23 protein-coding genes are annotated in these 21,234 nt (G+C 45.4%); 11 read left to right on the forward strand and 12 right to left on the reverse strand.

The window, feature by feature from the left end:
* Positions 1-148 precede the first annotated feature (148 nt).
* Entirely contained in the window at positions 149-469 is a 321-nt protein-coding gene (locus DJ568_RS15275; protein ID WP_147238772.1) for a hypothetical protein, read from the reverse strand.
* 377 nt (positions 470-846) lie between these two features.
* Positions 847-2,352 (reverse strand): ATP-binding cassette domain-containing protein, encoded by a 1,506-nt coding sequence (locus DJ568_RS15280; RefSeq protein ID WP_114006165.1) that lies wholly within the window; start codon positions 2,350-2,352, stop codon positions 847-849.
* Positions 2,353-2,442: 90 nt separating this feature from the next.
* Between DJ568_RS15280 and DJ568_RS17415 the strand changes: the two genes are divergently transcribed.
* Both DJ568_RS17415 and DJ568_RS15290 read left to right on the forward strand, forming a co-directional pair.
* On the forward strand, positions 2,443-2,607 hold the full coding sequence (locus tag DJ568_RS17415) for a hypothetical protein (protein ID WP_199560999.1): 165 nt from the start codon (positions 2,443-2,445) through the stop codon (positions 2,605-2,607).
* A 14-nt stretch (positions 2,608-2,621) separates the two neighbouring features.
* On the forward strand, positions 2,622-3,083 hold the full coding sequence (locus tag DJ568_RS15290; RefSeq protein WP_114006167.1) for a PA2169 family four-helix-bundle protein: 462 nt from the start codon (positions 2,622-2,624) through the stop codon (positions 3,081-3,083).
* A gap of 138 nt (positions 3,084-3,221) precedes the next feature.
* On the opposite strand, the gene DJ568_RS17275 is transcribed toward DJ568_RS15290, so the two are convergent.
* A complete protein-coding gene (locus tag DJ568_RS17275) occupies positions 3,222-3,422 on the reverse strand; it encodes a hypothetical protein (protein ID WP_114006168.1) in 201 nt (66 codons plus the stop codon).
* A gap of 141 nt (positions 3,423-3,563) precedes the next feature.
* A complete protein-coding gene (locus tag DJ568_RS15300; protein ID WP_114006169.1) occupies positions 3,564-3,782 on the reverse strand; it encodes a hypothetical protein in 219 nt (72 codons plus the stop codon).
* Between the two features lie 281 nt (positions 3,783-4,063).
* Here DJ568_RS15300 and DJ568_RS15305 point away from each other — a divergent pair, with 281 nt between their 5' ends.
* The 3 genes from DJ568_RS15305 to DJ568_RS15315 all read left to right on the forward strand — a co-directional run bounded on the left by DJ568_RS15305 (position 4,064) and on the right by DJ568_RS15315 (position 6,554).
* The gene (locus DJ568_RS15305) at positions 4,064-4,636 is read left to right on the forward strand and encodes an RNA polymerase sigma factor (protein ID WP_114006170.1); all 573 of its coding nucleotides are present in this window, start codon (positions 4,064-4,066) and stop codon (positions 4,634-4,636) included.
* Between the two features lie 11 nt (positions 4,637-4,647).
* Positions 4,648-5,754 (forward strand): S1 family peptidase, encoded by a 1,107-nt coding sequence (locus DJ568_RS15310; protein WP_114006257.1) that lies wholly within the window; start codon positions 4,648-4,650, stop codon positions 5,752-5,754.
* Positions 5,755-5,903: 149 nt separating this feature from the next.
* Positions 5,904-6,554: a YceH family protein gene (locus DJ568_RS15315; protein ID WP_114006171.1), complete on the forward strand. Its 651-nt coding sequence runs from the start codon at positions 5,904-5,906 to the stop codon at positions 6,552-6,554.
* Between the two features lie 51 nt (positions 6,555-6,605).
* Here DJ568_RS15315 and DJ568_RS15320 read toward each other — a convergent pair whose 3' ends face one another.
* From DJ568_RS15320 to DJ568_RS15335, 4 genes are all read right to left on the reverse strand, one after another.
* Positions 6,606-6,842: a hypothetical protein gene (locus DJ568_RS15320; RefSeq protein WP_114006172.1), complete on the reverse strand. Its 237-nt coding sequence runs from the start codon at positions 6,840-6,842 to the stop codon at positions 6,606-6,608.
* An 18-nt stretch (positions 6,843-6,860) separates the two neighbouring features.
* Positions 6,861-8,003 (reverse strand): putative sensor domain DACNV-containing protein, encoded by a 1,143-nt coding sequence (locus tag DJ568_RS15325; RefSeq protein WP_114006173.1) that lies wholly within the window; start codon positions 8,001-8,003, stop codon positions 6,861-6,863.
* A gap of 1,407 nt (positions 8,004-9,410) precedes the next feature.
* The gene (locus DJ568_RS15330) at positions 9,411-11,408 is read right to left on the reverse strand and encodes a PAS domain S-box protein (protein ID WP_114006174.1); all 1,998 of its coding nucleotides are present in this window, start codon (positions 11,406-11,408) and stop codon (positions 9,411-9,413) included.
* A gap of 165 nt (positions 11,409-11,573) precedes the next feature.
* A complete protein-coding gene (locus tag DJ568_RS15335) occupies positions 11,574-12,494 on the reverse strand; it encodes an AraC family transcriptional regulator (RefSeq protein WP_147238774.1) in 921 nt (306 codons plus the stop codon).
* Between the two features lie 293 nt (positions 12,495-12,787).
* Between DJ568_RS15335 and DJ568_RS15340 the strand changes: the two genes are divergently transcribed.
* From DJ568_RS15340 to DJ568_RS15350, 3 genes are read left to right on the forward strand one after another with little or no spacing between them, the layout of a single operon-like run.
* Entirely contained in the window at positions 12,788-13,924 is a 1,137-nt protein-coding gene (locus DJ568_RS15340; protein WP_158534950.1) for a DUF5005 domain-containing protein, read from the forward strand.
* The gene (locus DJ568_RS15345; protein ID WP_114006177.1) at positions 13,924-14,868 is read left to right on the forward strand and encodes an alpha/beta hydrolase; all 945 of its coding nucleotides are present in this window, start codon (positions 13,924-13,926) and stop codon (positions 14,866-14,868) included. Before DJ568_RS15340 ends, DJ568_RS15345 begins: the two co-directional genes overlap by 1 nt.
* Positions 14,869-14,890: 22 nt before the next feature.
* Complete coding sequence (locus tag DJ568_RS15350) at positions 14,891-16,522, forward strand: RICIN domain-containing protein (protein WP_114006178.1); 1,632 nt, start codon at positions 14,891-14,893, stop codon at positions 16,520-16,522.
* A 289-nt stretch (positions 16,523-16,811) separates the two neighbouring features.
* On the opposite strand, the gene DJ568_RS15355 is transcribed toward DJ568_RS15350, so the two are convergent.
* Positions 16,812-17,636 carry an SMP-30/gluconolactonase/LRE family protein gene (locus tag DJ568_RS15355; RefSeq protein ID WP_114006179.1) on the reverse strand — a complete coding sequence of 275 codons (825 nt, stop codon included), beginning with the start codon at positions 17,634-17,636 and terminating at the stop codon, positions 16,812-16,814.
* A 575-nt stretch (positions 17,637-18,211) separates the two neighbouring features.
* Between DJ568_RS15355 and DJ568_RS17560 the strand changes: the two genes are divergently transcribed.
* Together DJ568_RS17560 and DJ568_RS15360 are read left to right on the forward strand one after the other, a co-directional pair.
* A complete protein-coding gene (locus DJ568_RS17560; RefSeq protein ID WP_262510685.1) occupies positions 18,212-18,340 on the forward strand; it encodes a hypothetical protein in 129 nt (42 codons plus the stop codon).
* A 560-nt stretch (positions 18,341-18,900) separates the two neighbouring features.
* Positions 18,901-19,104, forward strand: coding sequence for a hypothetical protein (locus DJ568_RS15360; protein WP_114006180.1), 204 nt, complete (start codon positions 18,901-18,903; stop codon positions 19,102-19,104).
* Positions 19,105-19,302: 198 nt separating this feature from the next.
* Here DJ568_RS15360 and DJ568_RS15365 read toward each other — a convergent pair whose 3' ends face one another.
* From DJ568_RS15365 to DJ568_RS15375, 3 genes are all read right to left on the reverse strand, one after another.
* Positions 19,303-19,491 carry a hypothetical protein gene (locus tag DJ568_RS15365; protein ID WP_114006181.1) on the reverse strand — a complete coding sequence of 63 codons (189 nt, stop codon included), beginning with the start codon at positions 19,489-19,491 and terminating at the stop codon, positions 19,303-19,305.
* Positions 19,492-19,655: 164 nt separating this feature from the next.
* Positions 19,656-20,159 carry a hypothetical protein gene (locus DJ568_RS15370; protein WP_158534951.1) on the reverse strand — a complete coding sequence of 168 codons (504 nt, stop codon included), beginning with the start codon at positions 20,157-20,159 and terminating at the stop codon, positions 19,656-19,658.
* Between the two features lie 26 nt (positions 20,160-20,185).
* Complete coding sequence (locus DJ568_RS15375; RefSeq protein ID WP_114006183.1) at positions 20,186-20,839, reverse strand: S24 family peptidase; 654 nt, start codon at positions 20,837-20,839, stop codon at positions 20,186-20,188.
* A 105-nt stretch (positions 20,840-20,944) separates the two neighbouring features.
* Between DJ568_RS15375 and DJ568_RS15380 the strand changes: the two genes are divergently transcribed.
* A complete protein-coding gene (locus DJ568_RS15380) occupies positions 20,945-21,193 on the forward strand; it encodes a hypothetical protein (protein ID WP_114006184.1) in 249 nt (82 codons plus the stop codon).
* Positions 21,194-21,234 lie beyond the last annotated feature (41 nt).

Genomic DNA, 21,234 nt, shown 5'->3' on the forward strand with positions numbered 1-21,234 from the left:
TCTCTGTTAGGAGTTTTTGCTTTTCAATTTCCTGTCAGCTGATGAACCTGCCGAACCACACCACAACTCGTCATTTCGAGGAACGAAACAATCTCTTTACGCTTGTCACAATAAGCATTTGGATACATTATTAACTTCTGCTAATACATCATCCATGCAGTGCTACGTTAGCATTGGTAAAGTGCGTTATCATCGTCAGTGGATGTACTTTTTCTTTTCCCGCAAAAGAAAAAGTACCAAAAAGAAAGCTCCCGGCTGCGCCTGACCCTGTTAAAGTTAGTGCTGATTCACTGCCGGTGCTACCCGTGCCAGCCGATGCCGGTTTTTGAGGTAAACTTCTGTTCGTCAGGCTCTTTTTTGATTTTAGAGTTTTTACTGTTGACTTTTTCTTCTGTTTGCTTATGAACCTTCCAAACCACAACACAACCGTCATTGCGAGGAACGAAGCAATCTCTTTATGCAAGTTCACTCATTTGATGTAAAGATGTCTAAATACCTAACTGGTTTAAGTGTTAAGCGTAGCGTCACTTAAATCCACAACATAAATGAAGGACTCCGTCCGGGTATAGCATTGTATCATTTCAGAATAACTAATGCCCATATGCGAGTACGAGAATCATCTGTTATAAAATTAAAATATCGTGTCCTTACTTTCGTAAGCGACGCCTCACCCCCAACCCCTCTCCAAGGGAGAGGGGCTTTTCCTCGCTTATTGATGTTTTCAAGTCCTTTCTTTAGAGAGGGTTTAGGTGACGCTCCCGTATTTGTACCAAAGCATCTCCACCTATTCCTTTTCAAGTCCTAACCTTTGGAGAGGATTTAGGTGAGGCCTCTTCAACCTCCAAATCAAACCACTTCACCCTTCTCCAGCCTCAGCACTTTATCCACGCTATCCGGTATCTCATGCTGATAATGGGTAACATATATCAGGGTAACATCTGTTAAGCGGCATAATTCGTCAACTACTTTTTTAAAGTGCAGTTGCTGGTGGCTGTCCAGTCCCTGGCAGGGTTCGTCAAATATCAGCAGGGGTGGATTTTTTATAAGCGCGCGGGCCAGCAGGCACAGGCGCTGTGCGGCGGCAGGTATGTTTTTTAGCGGCATATGGGCGTATTTGTCTATCTCCAAAAGCTTCATCCAGGCAAGGGCTTTCTCCTGCCGTTGCGGGCTGCTCTGCCTGAACAGGCCCAGTGTGTCAAAATACCCTGATTCAATCACTTGCAGGCAACTGTTATCGGCAGGGAAATACTGGTATAGCTCGGGCGATACAAAGCCGATTTTGGCTTTAATATCCCATATGCTTTCACCTGTGCCGCGCTTTTTATCAAACAGGATAATATTGTTGGCATAGGCCTGCGGGTTATCACCATTAATAAGGCTTAATAAAGTTGACTTGCCAGCGCCGTTAGCGCCAATCAATGCCCACCTATCGCCCGGTTTTACCTCCCAGTTTACATGGCTCAATACGTTATTGCTGCCATATTTTGTGCTCACATCCTGCATTTTAATAATGTAAGTGTAAGGGCTTTCGCGGGGCACGTCAATAAGCTGTTGTATAGCCGATAGGTCAACATGCACGTTATTGTAATGGCTGAAATCTTCGGGCTTAAAATCTTCGCGGTTAAAAGTTTGGATAGTGGAGCCCCCTGCCAACACCGCTATATTGGTTATGGCCGCCGGCATTTCACCGGGTGCGGCAGTCATAATCACGGTGATGCCTGATGCAGTTATCTCTTGCAAAATGCTGTCAAACTCCGCCCTGGTTTGCACATCAAGCCCTGCCAGCGGGTTATCCAGTAACAGCAGCATGGGGTTTTTAAGCAGTGCCGATGCCAGCCGCAGGCGTTTGGTTTCCCCGTTTGATAGTTTGATGATCTGCTTTGGCAGCAGGGTGTCTAAATACAGCAGTTTAACCACTTTGGCCTTGTTCCAATAATCATTGCCGGGCAAGTGTACAATGCTGTCCAAGTAATCACCCGCGGTAAGCGCGTCTTCCGAGTCAAACGAATTGTAGCGCTGCTGGTAATAAAAATCGGTAGTGTTACTCAGGTTTTTAAAATGGTGCCTTGGCTCAACCAGCGCCAGTAATTTATGATAAGTAAACAGCCCATCCTGCAGGCCGGGGCTATGCTTTAAATACTCGTTAAAATAGTGGTGAACTATCTGCCCGTTACTCACGTTTAGCTTACCGGCAATGGCCTGCAACAGCGCGCTCTTGCCTGATCCGCTTTCGCCAATCAACGCCCAGTGCTGGCCCCTTTTAACTTCAAAATTAATATCGCTGAATAATACTTTGTTTATAGAGCGTATGGTAATGTGGTCGAGTGATAAAAAATCGGCTGATTTAGTCATACAGGGCTAAAGTAAGAAATTAAGAAATGCTGATGATGAAAAATGGGTCTGATTATTGTATTGGTAAATCGTACCAAAATAATTACACCTATGAAAAAGCTAAACTTGTTATTAATTACCATGGTGATGTTTTCACTGGGCGGGTGCTCGGTAGTGGGCGATATTTTTAAAGCCGGATATTATGTAGGGATTATTGTGGTGGTTGTGGTATTGCTGCTGCTTTGGTGGGTAGTTTCCTTATTCAGAAAAGGTTAATCAGCTAAATTGTTATGGATAATACACAAATAACCATCGAAGCACTTAATGATCTGGTGCAAATAAATAACGACCGCATCAGGGGCTTTGAGCTGGCCTTGAAAAAGTTAACTGATAACGATGCCGGGTTACGCCGTTTGTTTTTAGATTGTATTGCCGATAGTCATCGTTTTAAGATGCAGTTAGGCACCGAGATAGAAGCTTTAAACCAAACCAAGGATATCGAAAATACAACCACATTTGGCGGAGCTGTACATCGTGCCTGGATAGAACTTAAGGGCGCCTTTAGCGACACGGTTTCGGCCCGCAGCATACTTGAGGAATGTGAGTTTGGCGAAGACAGTATATTAAAGGCTTACCAGTTGGCACTGGACGACGAAAATATGCCGGCCTACATCAGGGAGATGTTAACCGCGCAATACGATTCGTTGCAGGATTCGCACGAGGAGATACGCGCGCTGCGCGACAGCGCTTGACAATAATTTATTACGTCAGTAATGGCGACCAAAACTCACCGTTAGCCGATGATAACAAGCTCGCTTACCATATAGGGGAGTAGCGGGCAAAAAAAAACCGGGCCAAATGGTCCGGTTTTTTTTGCCTGAATGCAAAAATTACATTTTAGCTGTGTCAGCAGCAGCAGTGTCAACAACTGCAGTATCAACAACTGTAGAATCAACAACAGTAGTAGAATCAACAATTGTAGTAGAATCAACAACAGTTGTATCAGCATCTGATGAACCAGAACCTTTACAAGCTGCAACTGATAAAGAAACAGCGATGGCTAAGAAGCCTAATTTAAATGCGTTTTTCATTTTAATTTTTTTAAAAGTGATTAATAGTTTAACGTTAATACCAAAACTACAAAAAGGTAACCCATTAATTTAAAAAAAAATTAACAGGTTACCTTTTTAGTATAAATTTCACAATTTTAAAGGGTATTACCCTTTTTCAAATTAGTGAGTTTCAGTTTTTTCAACTTCAGTAGTTACAGTAGTATCTGTACCTGCAGAATCAGTAGTAACAGTTGAATCAACTGAAGTAGTATCAGTGATGATAGTTGATGAATCAGTTACAGTAGTATCAGCACCGTCACCTTCTTTGTTACCACCACAAGCAACAACTGAAAGAGAGATAGCTACGGCTAAAAAGCCTAATTTGAATGCATTTTTCATTTTTTATGAGTTTTTAGTGTTTGTTACGCTTAATACCGCTTTTAATAAAAGGTAACCCCAAAAAAAGTTATTTTTATGTAAAGTGCTTGTAATCAGTGTTTTTAAATTTATTTGCAATGGGTTAACCGGCAGTAGCCAAGGTAAACACAGGTATTTTAAAAAAAGTGCCCGCTAAGGGTTACATTTACCTCCTTATGGTATTAAGCACTACATGTAACTTTTATCATATTAATTTTTTTTTATGAAGTATGGGTTACATTTTCGCATAAATTGTATTAACAGTGAATAGCAAGGTAAATAGTTCTGCACCAACTGATAGTGAAGCCATTTTAGGTATCCTCAACAATTCCGAGGCCATATTAAAGCGGTTGTACCTGGCCTACTTTCCGATGGTGATGCAGTTGATTATAAATAATAACGGTAACCAGGACGATGCGAAGGATATTTACCAGGAAGCTATTATTGTTCTTTATAATAAAATCAAGTCGGGTGATTTTGAATTGAGCAGCAAACTCAAAACCTACATTTACTCGGTAAGCCGCAGGTTATGGTTAAAAAGGCTTGCACAAATGAGCCGCTACGGAGGCGATATTAAGGATTTTGAAGAATACTCTGCCCATGATGAGGACGAGGCTGAAAAACACACCGACCGCGACATCCAGTTTGGTAAAATGGAAAACGCCCTAAAGTTGTTAGGCGAACCCTGTAAAACCATTATGGAAGATTTTTATATCAACAACAGATCAATGCAGGATATATGTGAGCGCTTTGGGTATACCAATGCCGATAATGCCAAAACACAGAAGTACAAGTGCCTGCAAAGGTTAAAAAAGCTGTTTTTTCAGCAAAACTAAATAAAGAGGTAATGAGCGATAGTAAATTAATTGAGGCGATTGACCGCTACTTAAGCGGAGAGATGAGCGGAGAGGAGCGTGAACGCTTTGAGCAATTGCGTGCAGAAAATGCCGCTGTGGATAGCCAGGTTACCGAGCATAAGCATTTTGTAGGCCTGTTAAAGCAGTATGGCGAGCGTATTGAGCTTGAAAACCGTCTTAACGCCATACATGATGAAATTGATGTTGATACGCTGCATGAAGATTTATTTATACAGCCAACCTGGATAGTAAGGTTGTGGCGTCATCATCACTCAAAAATATCTGTAGCGGCATCTATAGCCATTATTGCAGCATTAACTACCTTGTTTTTTACAGGTAAATTCAACAGTAACGATTCCAAATATGAGTTGTTAAGCCGCGAGATAAATGGCGTTAAGCAAAATAACGCCCGGCAGGACCGTATTAACAAAATGCTGAGCAAGGAGCTTACAGGCGTTAAACGGCAAATGGCTAACCCCGGCAGCTACAGGGGTACCGGCTTTGCCCTTACAGGTAATGGCTATATAGTTACCAATTACCATGTTGTAAAAGACGCTGATTCTGTTTATGTGCAAAATGTTGACGGCGAATCGTTCCGTGCCAAAATTATTTACAGCGAGCCGGCGCAGGATATAGCTTTCCTGGCCATAAACGATCCGGCCTTTACCCCGCTGGGAACAGTGCCATACAGCTTTAAAAAATCAAAAAGCGACTTAGGGGAAGATGTGTTTACCGTTGGTTACCCTAAAGATGCGCTTGCTTTCAGCTCCGGCTCGTTAACGTCGCCTGAGGGTTCAAACGGCGATACCACCTCATACGAGGTATCAATAGCGGCAAGGCCCGGCAATAGTGGTGGCCCGCTGCTTGATAGCAGGGGTAACCTGATAGGTATACTTACCGGCAAACAATCGCGGTATGAAAGCATGACCTTTGCCCGTAAATCAAGCTATTTGCTGGATGCAATAGACGCCATCCCGGCTGATTCGCTTCAGAAAAAACTTAGTTTAAATACTAAAAATGCTTTAGCCGGTTTAACACGCACACAGCAGATAAAAAAACTGCAGAATTACGTGTTTATGGTTAAAGTTTATAATTAAGCCAGTCACCCTAATAACCATATTGCAAGCCCGGACGTTTAACTGCTCCGGGCTTTTTTTTGTCTCTGTTACCGCTGGCAGGCTTACAAAGCCCGGCAGCTGTTACCGCCGTGCCGTAACATTTGCCAACAACTCATATATTTGCTGCCATGGATACCCCGCAAACATTACCTGTTTTAACTGATACCGAGCTGCGCGTATTGGGCGCTTTGATGGAAAAATCACGCACTACGCCCGAGTATTATCCGCTTACATTAAATAGTCTTACTACAGCCTGCAACCAAAAAACAGCACGCAAACCTGTGGTTGAATATGATGATGATACTGTTGTGGCCGCCTTGGATGCGCTGAAAAAGAAAGGATTAATTTCTACAGCTACAGGCGGATCAAGCCGGGTTACCAAGTATAAACACAATTTTGCAATTGTATACCCGCTGGTGCCCGCAGAAATTGCCGTGCTTTGCCTGCTGATATTGCGCGGGCCGCAAACACCGGGCGAAATAAACACCAACTCAGGCAGGTTATACGAGTTTGAAACATTAGACGAGGTGCAGGAGCTGCTGGATAAATTGGCCACAGGCGACACCATGTACATAAAACAATTGCCAAAACGACCCGGCCAAAAAGAGGTACGCTACATGCATTTATTAGCCGGCGACATTGAGTATACGGAGGATGATTTTGTACCCGAAACAAGCCAGCGTTCAGCGGGTGCACTCGAAGCCAGGGTAGCGTCACTTGAGCAGCAATTGGCTGAATTAAAGGGAAACTTTGATAAACTGATGAAGGAGCTGATGTAAGCACCCCTCATAAACCATAGCTGTAGTTAATTATCAACCCGCTGGTTACTACTAAGCGGCGTTAAATGATTGCTTAAAGGCCACCAGTACCTGTAAATATATCTCACGGTCAAGCCCAAAACTCGCAGGCTGCTCCGGCCGCAGCGCCACGCCTTGTTTATAGCGCAACGGAAAAAACAGGTTGACAAAATCCCGCAAACTTATTTCATACCGCAGCCACCCGTGGCGCCGGTATATTTCTTCCAGCCGCATTTCAAACAGCGACGCGCTTAAAGGATCTTTGCTCATCGGGCTAAATTACACTTATTATAGCAGCAAAATATCTATACGGTGCGCATGTACCGCATTTAACCCCGGCGACCATGAAAAAATGGTAAAAAGACCGTCCTGCGAAGCTACCAGGGCAATAGCGTCGCGCTGGTCGTGCACAAATTGTGCTGCAGCAAGGTGGCGCGTACCTCCATTTTGGGCCGGATGCAGGCGCTGCACCTTGCCGTCAAGTACCGGCTCTGTCACTATAAGCTCATCTACCGGCGCACTCTCTTCAGAGCGGGCTATTTTAGCCCCGAAGGCCAGCAGCTGGTGGTCCTGGGTAATAATGGTAGCCCCGTCAACAGCGGTAAAGCCGCCTACAATTTTAATAGCCTCAAGCATCCCTTCCTGCCATTCCAGTTTATCGCCATCCTGCTCTTCACGTTGTGTAAGCGCGGTTACTACAGCGTAAGGCGGGTTTACCGGGTAATTCATTGGCTGTACAATGGAGCGCTTCCACGCATCAGACTCGGCGGGTACTACCAGCACCAATCCGCCACGCCCATGCTGGCGCATGGCTGCGGCAAGTTGTATCAGTACATTAACATTATTTCCGTTACGGTACGGCAAGGGCAGCCCCAGCAGGGATGTAAGCAGTTCGGGGCAATCGCCAATACCTGATGTTTCCTCGTCAACAATCTTTATCTCATCGCCCTTTAAAATAGCTACGTTTACAAACTTGCCGAAGCCATCAGTACGTTTATGTTTTATAACAAGCAGGCCCGGCTCTGCCACTTCAAGCACAAAGCATATACCCGGTATGGTGTGGGTGGTGCCCCATATAAAAATCTCGTCATTTTCATGCCACACGCCCAAATGCACACCCGGCTGCTCAACCGCCGGTGCCAGCTTTATCAGATTTTTAGGCGTTAAACGCAGCCTTTTACCAAAAGCAAGGGGCTGGTCTGACTGTGAGGGATGCAGTAACGCAATGGATATTTTAGGCGGCCGGCCTTCCTCGCGGCGCAGGCTAGCCCAAAATGCCGCATCAATAACGGCTTCAATTATACGCGTTTCGGGCTTAAGCGCCAGGTTTGGCTCATCAAGTTTACGCGCCGCATGCAAATGCTTGGCAAAATGCTCTTCAATTGTAGCGGCTACCATGCGTGCCGCAAGGTAAGTAGGTTCTGACAGCATAAATTTTTATCCGGGCTTGGTAGTAATACAAAGCTAACAGATTAAATGGCATTGCCCATCTGCCCACAAAATGTATGCTTAAATATTGCGCAGGGTTTACACAGGTAGTAGCGAGTCCGGGGCATGCATCGTTCAGGGGTTAGCGATATAAGAAGCAATAGCAAAATATCCCAACGTATACATCCTCTGGTTTTTCAAATAGCTCACAGCCGCTACTAACGACGCACTGCTGAGCAGTCTGAAGAGATTGCCTCGTTCCTCGCAATTACAATTGATGTAGGATCGTAGTTGAGTAATAACAAAAGAGAGTATCCACTGGCTTTCGGTAACGCACTTTACCAAGCCTAACGAAGCACCGCAGGGATGACATGCATAAAGAGATTGCTTCGTGCCTCGCAATGACGTTCTTAAGTTAGATTACTTCGTGCCTAGCAATGACGGTTGTATTTGCGGTTCCGGAAGGTTTATAGGCAGACAGGGGGAAGTCAAAATTCAAAAGTTAAAATTCAAAATAAAAAGAGCCTGATGAACAGAAGTTTACCTTAAAAACCGGCATCGGCTGGCACGGGTAGCACTGGCAGTGCATCAGCACTAACTTTAACAGGGTCAGGCGCAGCCGGGAGTTTTCTTTTTGGTACTTTTTCTTTTGCGGGAAAAGAAAAAGTACATCCACTGACAACGATATAGTACACATCCGAACCTAACGACGCACTGCTTGAGCAGTCTGAAGAGATTGCTTCGTTCCTCGCAATGACGGTTGTATTTGCGGTTCCGGAATGTTAACAGGCAGACAGAAAAAAAGTCAAAATTCAAAATTCAAAATAAAAAGAGCCTGACGAACAGAAGTTCACCTTAAAATCCGGCATCGGCTGGCACGGGTAGCACTGGCAGTGCTTTAGCATTAACTTTAACAGGGTCAGGCGCAGCCGGGAGTTTTCTTTTTGGTACTTTTTCTTTTGCGGAAAAAGAAAAAGTACATCCACTGGCTTTAAGCAATTACTTTACCAAGCCTAACGAAGAACTGGCTAAACAGTCTAAAGAGATTGCTTCGTTCCTCGCAATGACGATCTAGTTGCTTTTGCGAAAAAATCAAAGTACGTCCACAGGCTTTCAGCAAAGCACTTTACCGAGCCTAACGAAGCACCGCAGGGATGCCAAGCATATAGAGATTGCTTCGTTACTCGCAATGACGGTCTTGAGTTAGATTACTTCGTGCCTAGCGATGACGTTCTTGAGTATAGGTGCTTCGTGCCTGGCGATGACGTTCTTGCGAATAGATTGCTTCGTTGCTCGCAATGACGTTCTCGAGTATAGATTGCTTCGTGCCTCGTAATTACGATTGCGGGCTTGGTAGCGTTTGTCGAACGTGAAAACTACCCCGGCGCACGCTATAAGTCAATAACTTAATTACACATCCTGCTTATCCGCAGGTATCTCAAAAAAGAAGGTTGAACCCTTGCCCGGCTCGCTGGTGAGCCAGAGTTTGCCTTTATGGCGACTAACAATTTCATGACTGATGTACAGGCCGATGCCCAGGCCTGACATATGCGCTGCAAGGTTCTCAACCCTATAAAACCGGGAGAAAATACGGTCGTGCTGCTCAGCATCTATGCCTATGCCAAAATCCTGTACAGACACCCTTATTTTATTACCGGCAGCCTCCGCGCAAACCAAAACACGGTTGCTGTTGGGCGAGTATTTAACCCCGTTTGATATCAGGTTGATGATCACTTGCTCTATGCGCTGCTGGTCGGCGTATACGTTCAGCGCAGTTTCATGGCAGGTTAGTTCAATTTTATGTGATGTGTGCGTTTGACCCATTACATCGGCCACATCTTCCAGCAGTTTGGCCATGTCAAAATGCGCGTAAGAGAAAGGCAGCTTACCTGTTTGTATTTTTGATACATCAAGCAGATCGCTTATCAGCGTGGTAAGCTTGCCTACCTGGTTAAGCGTTTTGTTAATAAAAGGCTTGTTGCGGTCATCGGCGGGCATATTGCGGTCAATTATCTGCAGGTAGCCGTTTATGCTGGTTACAGGTGTTTTTAACTCGTGACTCGCCATGCCGATAAACTCATCTTTTTTGGAGTTAAGTACCTTTATCTCTTCGTACAGTTTGGCATTATCTAAGGCTACTGCTGCCTGGGCGGCTATGCCTGTAAGCAATTGTTCGTGCTCCTGGGTAAACCTGCCACGTTCGGGATGGCCAAAGAAGAGGCCGCCTATGACGTTGCCGGAGTTAGAAATAACCGGTACAGCCAGGTAGCTCACTACGGGTAAATGCCCTTTGGGCATGCCGAAATGCGGCGAATTATGGCCGTACCTTGGGTCGGCAGTAATGTCATCAACCCTTACAATGCCCTGGCCCTTAAACGTGTGGTCAAATACCGCTGTATTGCGTGGCATGCCAAACTGCTCAAAAGCCTCGCGCGGGGCGCCCGATAAGGTAAACAGCGTGTATGACTCATCCTTATCATTTACCTGGTTATAAAAAAAAGCGCCAAACTGTGCCTGTGTAATCTGGGTAGTGGCATCAGTAACTTTTTGCAGGATGCTTTGGATATCCATATCCTCGGCTATTACTTTGCCAAAGGAGTTAAGTATTTCCAGGCTCTCGGCATAACGCTGCAAACGCTCTTCGGCATGCTTTTGCCTGCTTATATCGCGCGCAATTTTTGATGCGCCTATGGTTTGCCCCTTACCATCCTTAATAGGCGACACGGTAAGGGATATCGGAATCTCTAATCCCGACTTGGTACGCCTGTATGTTTCAAAATGGTCGATGCTTTCGCTGTTGCGTATTTTGCCAATTATCAGTTCTTCTTCGGCCAGCCGTTCTTTAGGTATAAGTAATGAAATATGCCTCCCGATAGCCTCTTCGGCGGTATAGCCAAACAGCTTCTCGGCAGCGCGGTTCCAGCTGGTTATTTCACCGGTAAGTGTTTTGCTGATGATGGCATCGTCTGACGATGTTATGATAGCTCCAAGCCATGCCTGCTGCTTCTCGTCATGCTTATCGTTTGTAACGTCAAGGTAGGTGTTGGTTGCGCCTATCAGGTTACCCGCATCGTCAAATACCGGTACAGGGTGTGAGGCTATGTTTCTTTTTTCGCCGTCGGGGCGCTGCAATATGATGTGTTCGTCCTCAAGAGCTTTTTTTTGCGTTATAGCGCGTGCCATAGGGCACTCATCAATAGGCATGGGCATGCCGTCGGGGTAATACAATTTCCAGGCACCCGACCATTTATCCTTTCCAATTTCTGGCTCGCGGCCCCACAGTCTTACAGCAGCCCGGTTATATGATGTTATATAACCATCTTTGTCGCAGGTGTATATAGCAACTGGTAAATTTTCAAACAAGGCAATATCCGGTATCTTGGGCCCCGGCCGGTACATATCAGACATAGACGTATTTATTCCTTAAAGGAGTTTAAGACATTTTTGTTTTAGAAATAAATAAATCATGCTTTCAAATATATAAAATTATTTAAAGGGCCGCTTTAGCCAGGCCGTTAACCGTTGATTACGCTATATAACTGCCCGGTAGGCCTGCGGCGGATATTTGTATAATTAAGCCGGCCCGGTGGCGCCCTCTTTAAACATGTTACGGTACCCGGCAGGTGTTAAGCCGGTATATTTTTTAAATACCGTAGCAAAATACTGCGACGATGAAAAGTTTAGCCCAAGCGCTATGCTGGTGATGCTTGTATTATTATGGCCAACAAGCAGGCGTTTTGCACGCTCTACCCGTTCCCTTAATACATAGTCCATAGGCGATATGCCCATCTCGCGCTTAAACCAGCTTTTAAAATGCGACTCGGACAGGTACTGCTGCGCCGCAAGTACGCTTATGGACAGGTCGTTAACCAGATTTTCATTTATAAACTGTTTAACGTTTAATATCCGGGTTGCATTTGCCTTATTTTGTACAGGGGTAGCGGTGCTTTTAACCACGGTTATAAGCAAGTTAGTAACCAGGTTGTATACAATTAACTTGTTAAACTCACCCATCGGTTGCTTACCCGCCTGCAAAATATCGTCAAGCAGTTTTTTTATACCGGCCGTGCCCCTGAAATGCCGCGAGGGAAGTTGGGTAATGGCATCGATCAAGGTTTTAGCGTATGCGCTGTTATATCCTAAAAAGTTTTCTCCTTTTTTGGGCACATGTAGTTGCAGCCAGTACAGTATGCCCTTATCTTCCGGATAATCAGCCGTACTATGAGGCTCGTTGGGGAAGGTTACAAAAACATCGCCGCCTTTCAAATGATATTCCTGGCCTGCAACCTCATACACCTGCTGCCCTTTATCGCAGTAGCAAATTTCTATCATCCCCGGGTGTATATGCGTTTCCAGCTGCGGGCGTACCCCCAGGTAAGAATACCTGCCTATCAAATGCACATGATCAATCCCCGTATCTGCAAAATTGATAATAGTACGTTCGTTGTTTTTCTGCAAAGCGTCCATAGGCTTATCACTTCTGTATTTGAGCACGCGTAACCTTCCCCCGGTTGTGAATGTAAATCGTTTATAACCCCAGCGATGTTTGAGATAGTGCTATCGAACTTTGGCGAAAGTTAAGCAGATTTATCGGGAAAAAGTTATTTTTTGTAATGCGCGAAGTTGAGAAATAGCAATTAGCGTAACTATAGCTTTTAAGAATGTTTGAAATAGTACTATCATACTACAGTGAAAGGATGACAAGCGATATTGCTTTAATTTTAAAGCCCAATAATAAGCAACATTTCTAAGGCCCGTTTATAGGCGCCGTTACTAATTTTTATACCGTGATAAAACCATTACGATTTTCGGCTTGCCTTATATTTGGCGTGCTAGCCATTACAGGTGCAATTGCACAGCACAAGGGTACGGTTGCCTATAAAGACACCGTAGTAACCAACTTTTTTAAGCGTGGCAACGGTGTTACCGCCGCCGACGGAGGCTTTTCGACCCATCTGCCCGACGGGCGTACCCTGTGGACCTTTGGCGATGCCTTTATTGACAACATTGACCCTAAAACCGGGATGGTGCCATGCCTGTTCCAGGTAAACAATGCTGCGATGGTGCAACCGCCGAACAACTGGCGATGGGAAGATACCCAAACGCTTATTGGTGATGAAACGCCGGGCGTGCCCTTTGGCCGGTCGTTATTTAAAAGTCCGCACAAAGGGGAATTTTACTGGCCTGTTTCGGCAACGCTTATAGAAGATACTATCTATATATTTTGCTCGGGAGTAAAACTTACCGGCGAGGGTACCCTTGGCTTTGATTACTCCGGCCGCAATGTGCTTACCAAAATGAAATACCCTGAAATGATTGTAGTAGGGTATCATCAATTACAGGAATTTTACGGCGTACACTACGGCGTAGGCTTTGTGCAGGATGCAAACGATGGCCATACCTATGTATACGGCATAAAAGGGGTAAAGCAAAATAACAACCTGCACCTGGCCAAATTTGCCACCGCCAACCCTAACGGACCCTGGCAATGCTGGACAGGCACCGGCTGGACGGATGATATGTCAAAGTCGGCGATTGTTAAAAGCAACGTAGGCTCAACACCTAATTTAATAACGGTACGCAATAAAATTGTGTTGGTAAGCAGCGAATTTAGCATGGGTTGCGATATGGGGAAAAACATTTATACCGCTACTGCAGGCAAGGTAACCGGGCCTTTTACCAATCTTAAAAGCATTTATACCATTGACGATACGCTAAACGGCCACTACCCGTTTTTTTACGTGCCCGTAGCGCATCCGCAGTATATTAACAACAGTAACGAAATTTTAGTTACTTATTGCATTAACGGATATGGCACTTGTGCACCGGCTTGCGTTGACGGTAAAATGGACCCCAACCGGTACCGCATACGCGGCATACGTGTACCGCTTGACTTAATTGACGCCGGGATAAAGAAAAAGTGATGAGGGCATTAAAAGGATTACTCATTTTTGCGGTATGTATTTGCTGGGCACAGTTATTATTTGCACAGCGTTATTTACACCAAGCTTATAACCAGGCAGATAGCGTTGTTAATATACCTTATGGCCAGGCAACCAATTACCAGCATAAAACAGAGGAACTTTTACTTGATTTTTATGAGCCCCGGGGCGATAAGGCTAAAAAGCGTCCGCTGATTATTTATGTGCATGGCGGCGGCTTCCAGGGCGGTACGCGCAAGTGGCCGTCTATACGCATTATTTGCCAAAAGCTGGCCATGCGGGGCTACGCGGTAGCCAGTATTGATTACCGGCTCGACCCCACATTTGGTATTAAGCTGTTTTCAACTTACAAGGAGCTTCTGCCGGATACAAACCGCCGCGCCATGACCGACGCCATGCATGACCTGAAGGCTGCTATACGCTTCTTCAGGGCTTCGGCACAGCGGTACCGTATTGATACCGCCAATATTTTTATTGGTGGCGAATCGGCCGGCGCCATTACCGCCATGATGGCTAACTATGTGGATAAACCGGCCGAACTGCGGTTGTACCCTAAAGCCAATCCAAATAATATCGAAGGGCAAAGCGGCAATGCCGGCTACAGTTCAAAAGCAAGAGCAACGCTGTGCCTGTGCGGCGCACTGCCCGATACAACGGCTGTTGAAAGCCCCGGTGATGCGCCATTTTTATGGGTGCACGGCGAAAAAGATTCGTTTATACAATTGCCCTGGGCGCAGGAGGTTGTTACACGTGCGGCAAACATTGGCCTGCATTATAAAAAATACATTTTTGAAGGTGCCGAACATTGCCCATGGTACTTTGGCAACACCAACTGGCAAATGTATCTTGATAAAACGGTAGGGTATATAGCAGAGTTTTTATACCCGTTGGTAACCACAGGGAAGCATAAAACACATAGAAAATAAATTGTATATGCCATATATCAACATGAAAACCAAACCAGCGCTGCTTGGAGCTGTTGCCTGGTGTTTGCTTATGCTGCTGCAAGGCTGCAAAAAAGAAGAATTTAAAACCCCGCAAAACGCCGATAGCCGCCTGCGCCCGAACAACACCCGCGCCATAGGCGATGAAATGCGCGGCGCCATACCATCAGGCAGTTACCAGATTGTAACCGATGTTAGCTATAATGCGGGTAAACAGGTACTAAGCGTGGTACGCGCCGGCGTGCGCGAAGGTGATAAAATTGAGCAGCGCGATTACTTTCCGGGGACGGGGCAGGAGTGGGTTGCGCAAAACATGGGCGGTAACGAGTATGTGATAGTGAGCACCCAAAGCGGGCTGGCTTTGCAGGTGCCGGTAACTTACGCGCCCGGCGTGCAACTGGAACTGGGCAAGCTGAATACAGGGCTGGCTAACCAGCGCTGGGTAGGCAAATACCTTGGCAACGGCGTTTACCAGATACGTACCAAACTTAACGTTAACCTGGGCATCAATGTAGAGGCTGACTCGGCCATGAACGGTGCCCGCATAACGCTGAATAACCTTAACAGCCGGAGATCGCACTTTTTGCTGTACCGTACAGCGTACCGCGATATGCAGGCCACCAACTTTTTTAAACGCAGAAGCGGCTGGGTATCCGGTGATGGCGGCTTTTCTATCCCGCTGGATAATAATAAAGTGCTGTGGACATTCGGCGATAGCGGGCTGGATACTTACCGCCCGTCAGACAATACCGTGAGCTGCCTGTTTTCGGTACACAACGCGCTTATTTTACAGGATAAAGACCGGTGGAGTGCCGCAGCAGCGCCCACTATTGTTGATAATGCCTCAACTGATAAATCCACTTTTAAAATACCCGGCTCAAAAGCTTTTTTTTGGGACGGCAGCGGCGTGCAGATAAAAGACACCATTTACGTGGCCTGTTCGGGGCTTGAGCCCTCAAACGCGCCCGATGCCTGGCTGGGCGTGAAAGGGTTGCCCAACATCTACATGTTTAAGATGAAATATCCTGAAATGACGGTTGCAGGCTATCACAAGGTGCAGCCCGAAGTAGGCAAGTTTGATTTTGTAATAGGGCTGGTAAAAGATGAGGCGTCAGGCTACGTGTATGCGTTTGGCCGCAAACAGATATTCCTTGAGTTTAGCATACATGTAGCGCGTTTCCCTATCAGCAACCCCAACGCAAGGTGGACGTTTTGGGACGGCAGCAAATGGGGCGACGACATCAACAAATCTGCAACCATTGGCGTAGGCGATTCGCCCGGCACAACGGTATTCAGGGTGCGCAATAAATATGTGGCGTTAAGCACCGAAATAACTTTTGACTGTGATGACGGCAAGCGGATTTTTGCGTCATACAGCAACAGCCCTACCGGCCCGTTTACACAGCGTAAGGCCGTGTACACCATTCCGGACCGTTACAAGGGCCACACGCCGTTGTTTTACACGCCCGCCGGGCATGGCGAGTACCTTAACGAACGGAACGAGGTGCTGATAACCTATTCGCTGAATGGCTATGCGCCTTGCGTTCCTAATTGCTCCGGACCGCGCTCTATACGTGATAACTTTACAGTGCAGGCGGCAAGGATACCTATGAAAATGATTGACCCAACGTTTTGATGTTAATATAATGAAATTCCGGCACCGGCGGCGACTGACAGCTATATAGTATTTACCAAGTGGAAAGGGTATAAAAAGATAGTTTAAGCGCTTGCCGGAGTGTCCGGTAGCCTCACCTAAATCCTCTCCAAAGGAGAGGACTTGAAGATGGGTGGGTTTTGTATGGTTTTGCTTCGGGTTTTTTTGTTGAGATGGGAGTGATTGTTTTTAGCCTCACCTAAATCCTCTCCAAAGGAGAGGATTTGAAGTTAAAATTATTGGGGTAACTAAGTGTCTTAGTGTTGGGGACCTACTTTTCTAACCGATAAGCTACAACAGACTTGCCGAAAAATGTAGGCACATATATCGTCCGGGTTTTGGCGTCGTAGCCGATATCAGCTGTTTGTTTGCCAGCCTTTTCGGTATCAAGTATGGTGGTTTTGGTTCCATTAGCCTGCACATAGTACATATACCCCTGCCACGCGCTAACTATAAAATCGCCGTTGCCAACCGGTTCAATGCCGTCGCCGCCGTGTTCAAGCACAGCGAGTTTGCTTACGGTTTTCGCGGCGTCGGCTTTATACACGCCGTCGCCGGTTACGATGTATAAGTTTCCGCTAACGTATTTAATTCCATTAATGCCTTTTAAGTTGTCGAGGTATAAGGTGCTGTTATCGCCCTCTACTTTAAATACCTTCCCGTTTTTTGAGTCGGTTACATATACTATACCTTTAGTGTCGGTGGTTACGTCGTTAAGCCACTCGGCTCCGGATATCTTTGTTTTTTTACTGACTACGCCCTTTTTTATATCAATGGCCACTACTTCATCCATATCCGCCACGTACAGCGTATTGTTATGTTTTGCCATACCTTTTGGCGAATTAAGGCCGGTTATCCAGCTGTCATTCATAATTTTTCCGTCGGCAGATAAACGTGCTATGCCACCCTTGCCGTCATGGTCCCAGGGTTTACCGTCAATAAGGGCTACATACAAAATTTTGCCGTCGGCGTAAACAGATTCGGGTATGGCCAAAACACTATCGGTAGCCCATACTTGCTTTACAGTATGCTGGGCAGATGCTGTACTTACAGCAAATAAAGCTGCCGCTGTTAAAAGTTTGGTTAATGCTTTCATAAATGAGATTTTAATTCAAAAGTTAAAATTAAAAAGTTAAAATCCGCGTAATCAAAAAATTAATAAAAATTAGCGGGTAAAAGAGAGCCAGACAAATAGAGGAAAGTCAAAAGTTAAAATTCAAAAGTGAAAATGAGCCTGAGGAACAGGAGTTCACCTCGAAAAACGGGCAACGGGCCCCCTCTAAATCTCCCCCAATAGGGGAGACTTTTTTAAAGCCCTCCCTTTTGGGGAGGGTTGGGTGGGGCTGTCAGGCGCAGCCGGGAGGTTATTCACGAATGTTTGTTTTTTTAAGGGGTTCATGAGATCGCTACGCTAAGTTTTTCTTTGGTATCTTTCGTTTTTGCGGGAAAAGAAAAAGTACATCCACTGACGATGATCACGCACTTTACCAAGCCTAACGAAGTACTGCGTGGATGACAAGGATAAAAGAGATTGCTTCGTTCCTCGCAATGACGTTGCGGGCTTGGCAGGGCTTTCAGCCACACGTATGTATATAATAGAGCCTGACGAACAGAGGTTCACCTTAAAAACCGGCATCGGCTGGCACGGGTAGCACTGGCAGTGCATCAGCAGTGACTTTAACAGGGTCAGGCGCAGCCGGGAGTTTTTTCTTTGGTACTTTCTTTTTAGCGGAAAAAAAGAAAGTACATCCACTGGCTTTCAGCAATTACTTTACCGTTCCTAACGAAGTACTGGCTTAACTGTCTAAAGAGATTGCTTCGTTCCTCGCAATGACGCGAGGGGGTATGGATTGCTTCGTTCCTTGCAATGACGTCGTTAGGTATAGATTGCTTCGTTCCTTGCAATGACGATTGTATTTGCGGTTACGGATGGTTTATAGCCAGACAGGAAAAAAGTCAAAATTTAAAATGAAGAAGTCAAAAAAGCCTGACGAACAGGGGTTCACCTTAAAAAACCGGCATCGGCTGGCACGGGTAGCACTGGCAGCGCATCCGCACTAACTTCAACAGGGTCAGGAGCAGCCGGGAGTTTTCTTTTTGGTACTTTCTTTTTAGCGAAAAAAAAGAAAAAGTACATCCACTGGCTTTCAGCAATTACTTTACCGTTCCTAACGAAGTACTGGCTTAACTGTCTAAAAAGATTGCTTCGTTCCTCGCAATGACGCGAGGGGGTATGGATTGCTTCGTTCCTTGCAATGACGATTGTATTTGCGGTTACGGATGGTTCATAGCCAGACAGGAAAAAGTCAAAAGTTAAAATTCAAAAGTCAAAAGTTAAAATTCAAAAGTCAAAAGTCAAAATGAGCCTGACGAACAGAGGTTCACCGCAAAAACCGGCATCGGCTGGCACGGGTAGCACTGGCAGTGCTTTAGCATTAACTTTAACAGGGTCAGGCGCAGCCGGGAGTTTTCTTTTTGGTACTTTTTCTTTAGCGGAAAAAAAGAAAGTACATCCACTGGCTTTGATGACGGACAATGCCATGCCTAACGAAGTACTGGCTTAACTGTCTAAAAAGATTGCTTCGTTCCTCGCAATGACGTCCTTGGGTATAGATTGCTTCGTTCCTTGCAATGACGATTGTATTTGCGGTTACGGATGGTTCATAGCCAGACAGGAAAAAGTCAAAAGTTAAAATTCAAAAGTCAAAAGTTAAAATTCAAAAGTCAAAAGTCAAAATGAGCCTGACGAACAGAAGTTCACCTTAAAAACCGGCATCGGCTGGCACGGGTAGCAAAGGCAGCGCATCCGCACTAACTTTAACAGGGTCAGGCGCAGCCGGGAGTTTTCTTTTTGGTACTTTTTCTTTAGCGGAAAAAGAAAAAGTACATCCACTGGCTTTGATGACGCACAACCCCAAGCCTGACGAAGCACTGATGGGGATAACAAGCATAAAGAGATTGCTTCGTTCCTTGCAATGACGTTCTTGGATATAGATTGCTTCGTTCCTTGCTATGACGTTCTTGGGTATAGATTGCTTCGTTCCTCGAAATGACGGTGATAGTTGGAGTTACGGAAGGTTCATTAGCAGGAGCCCTTTAAACCCAGCAGGAGCTCTTACAGATATTTTTGCCTGATCACATTAGTTATATGGTCGTGATTTTTTTCAAACTCTTCTTCTGTCGTGTCGCCGGCCAGCAAATCATTTCTAAGCTGCTCTAACAGTATGTTAAGGTCGTCAAAATTCAGTACGTCGACACGCGAAATATCTACCCGCTGTGTTTCGGCAACTATTTGATTTACCGGTTCCGGCTGCGGACTTGGTACTTGCACCAGCGCGGGGTTTGGCTCTGCCGGATCCCTATCTTCGGTAATAACCAGGCGTTTCTCTTCTATAAAGTACCGTTTTGTTTGTATCTCGTAGGAGCGTGCGGCGGAAGAGTTACTTGATATGACTTCGGCTGTAGTTCTGTTTTTTGCTTTAGGTTTATCAGCAGCTTCTTCCTGCAGCTTTTTCAAAACCATTTGCAAATTCTTCCGTCGCACATACCGGTCCAATATTAAAGTCATTACCAGACAAAATATCAACGATATGTATATGTAATAACCAATGTCACTCATAACAAGTTATAGTATGCTTAATAATGCTAATAATTAGGTTTTTTTAATATATCAGTTAACAGGCAAAGCCTGCGTATCCGCGACTTTTTAATGGTTTTAGCCGCGTATTTAGGCTTGCCGTTTATTTGGTCGAGCTGGTTATCACTCCACAAAATTACGCTGTCTTCGTCCTCATCCTTTAACAGGCGTTTGTACATGCGGTAGTCGCCGTACTCAATGTAGTATATCTCGCCCCACTCAATATCCCGCACATCGGTTATAGGTCGTAATACGCACCACGAGCCGTTTTCAAGAGTAGGGTACATGGAGTGGCCGTGCACGGGCAGGGCAAAGCTTTCTTTAGACGCGCCGGGTATGTGCAAATGCCCAACTACCTTAACGTCTTTGGCATCGCCATACATTTCAACAATGGATGCCGACACCGGTATATTATACATAGGTATGCCCTGCATATTTTCTGGCAACTCGGAAATGGCGGCGATCTCGGGCGTTTGTTTTACATTTGTAAAAACTTCGGGGAAGGTCTGGTAAAGCTTTTCTTTAAAGTTGCTGTCCAACACATCTTTGCGGAAATGGTAGCCAAGGTTCTGTCGCGTCATATTCAGCTTCAAAGCAATGTCATTTATCTCGTAACCGCGGCCTTTTAACAGTAGCTTATGTTTTTCGCCTTCTTTTTCCATACCAGTTCAATGTTGATAACTTTTTGTGAATTATATTTTGCAAATGGAAAATAATATTTTACATTTGTGTATGTCAAATGACAATGACAAATAAACAAAATATAAATGATTACTACAAATGCAATACACAGGGAATATGAGGTTGATGATGTGATAATCAATTTCATCATTAAAAATATGCCCAATAACGGCTACGCCATAGTAGGCAGCAAGTTGGGGATACCTGACCGCCGGACCGTGCGCAATGAAATTGTACAACGCAAAAAGCGCTATAGCCGGGCAATTATTGAGGCTTGCCTTGAAATTATTGAGTTTGTAACAGGGTTGCGGCCATACGCTAACGAAATGGCTTAGCAACCAGGTGAGTAGAAAGATAAAAGCCCGGGCGGCAACCC

This window comes from Mucilaginibacter hurinus, from assembly GCF_003324525.1.
Taxonomy (GTDB): Bacteria; Bacteroidota; Bacteroidia; order Sphingobacteriales; family Sphingobacteriaceae; genus Mucilaginibacter; species Mucilaginibacter hurinus.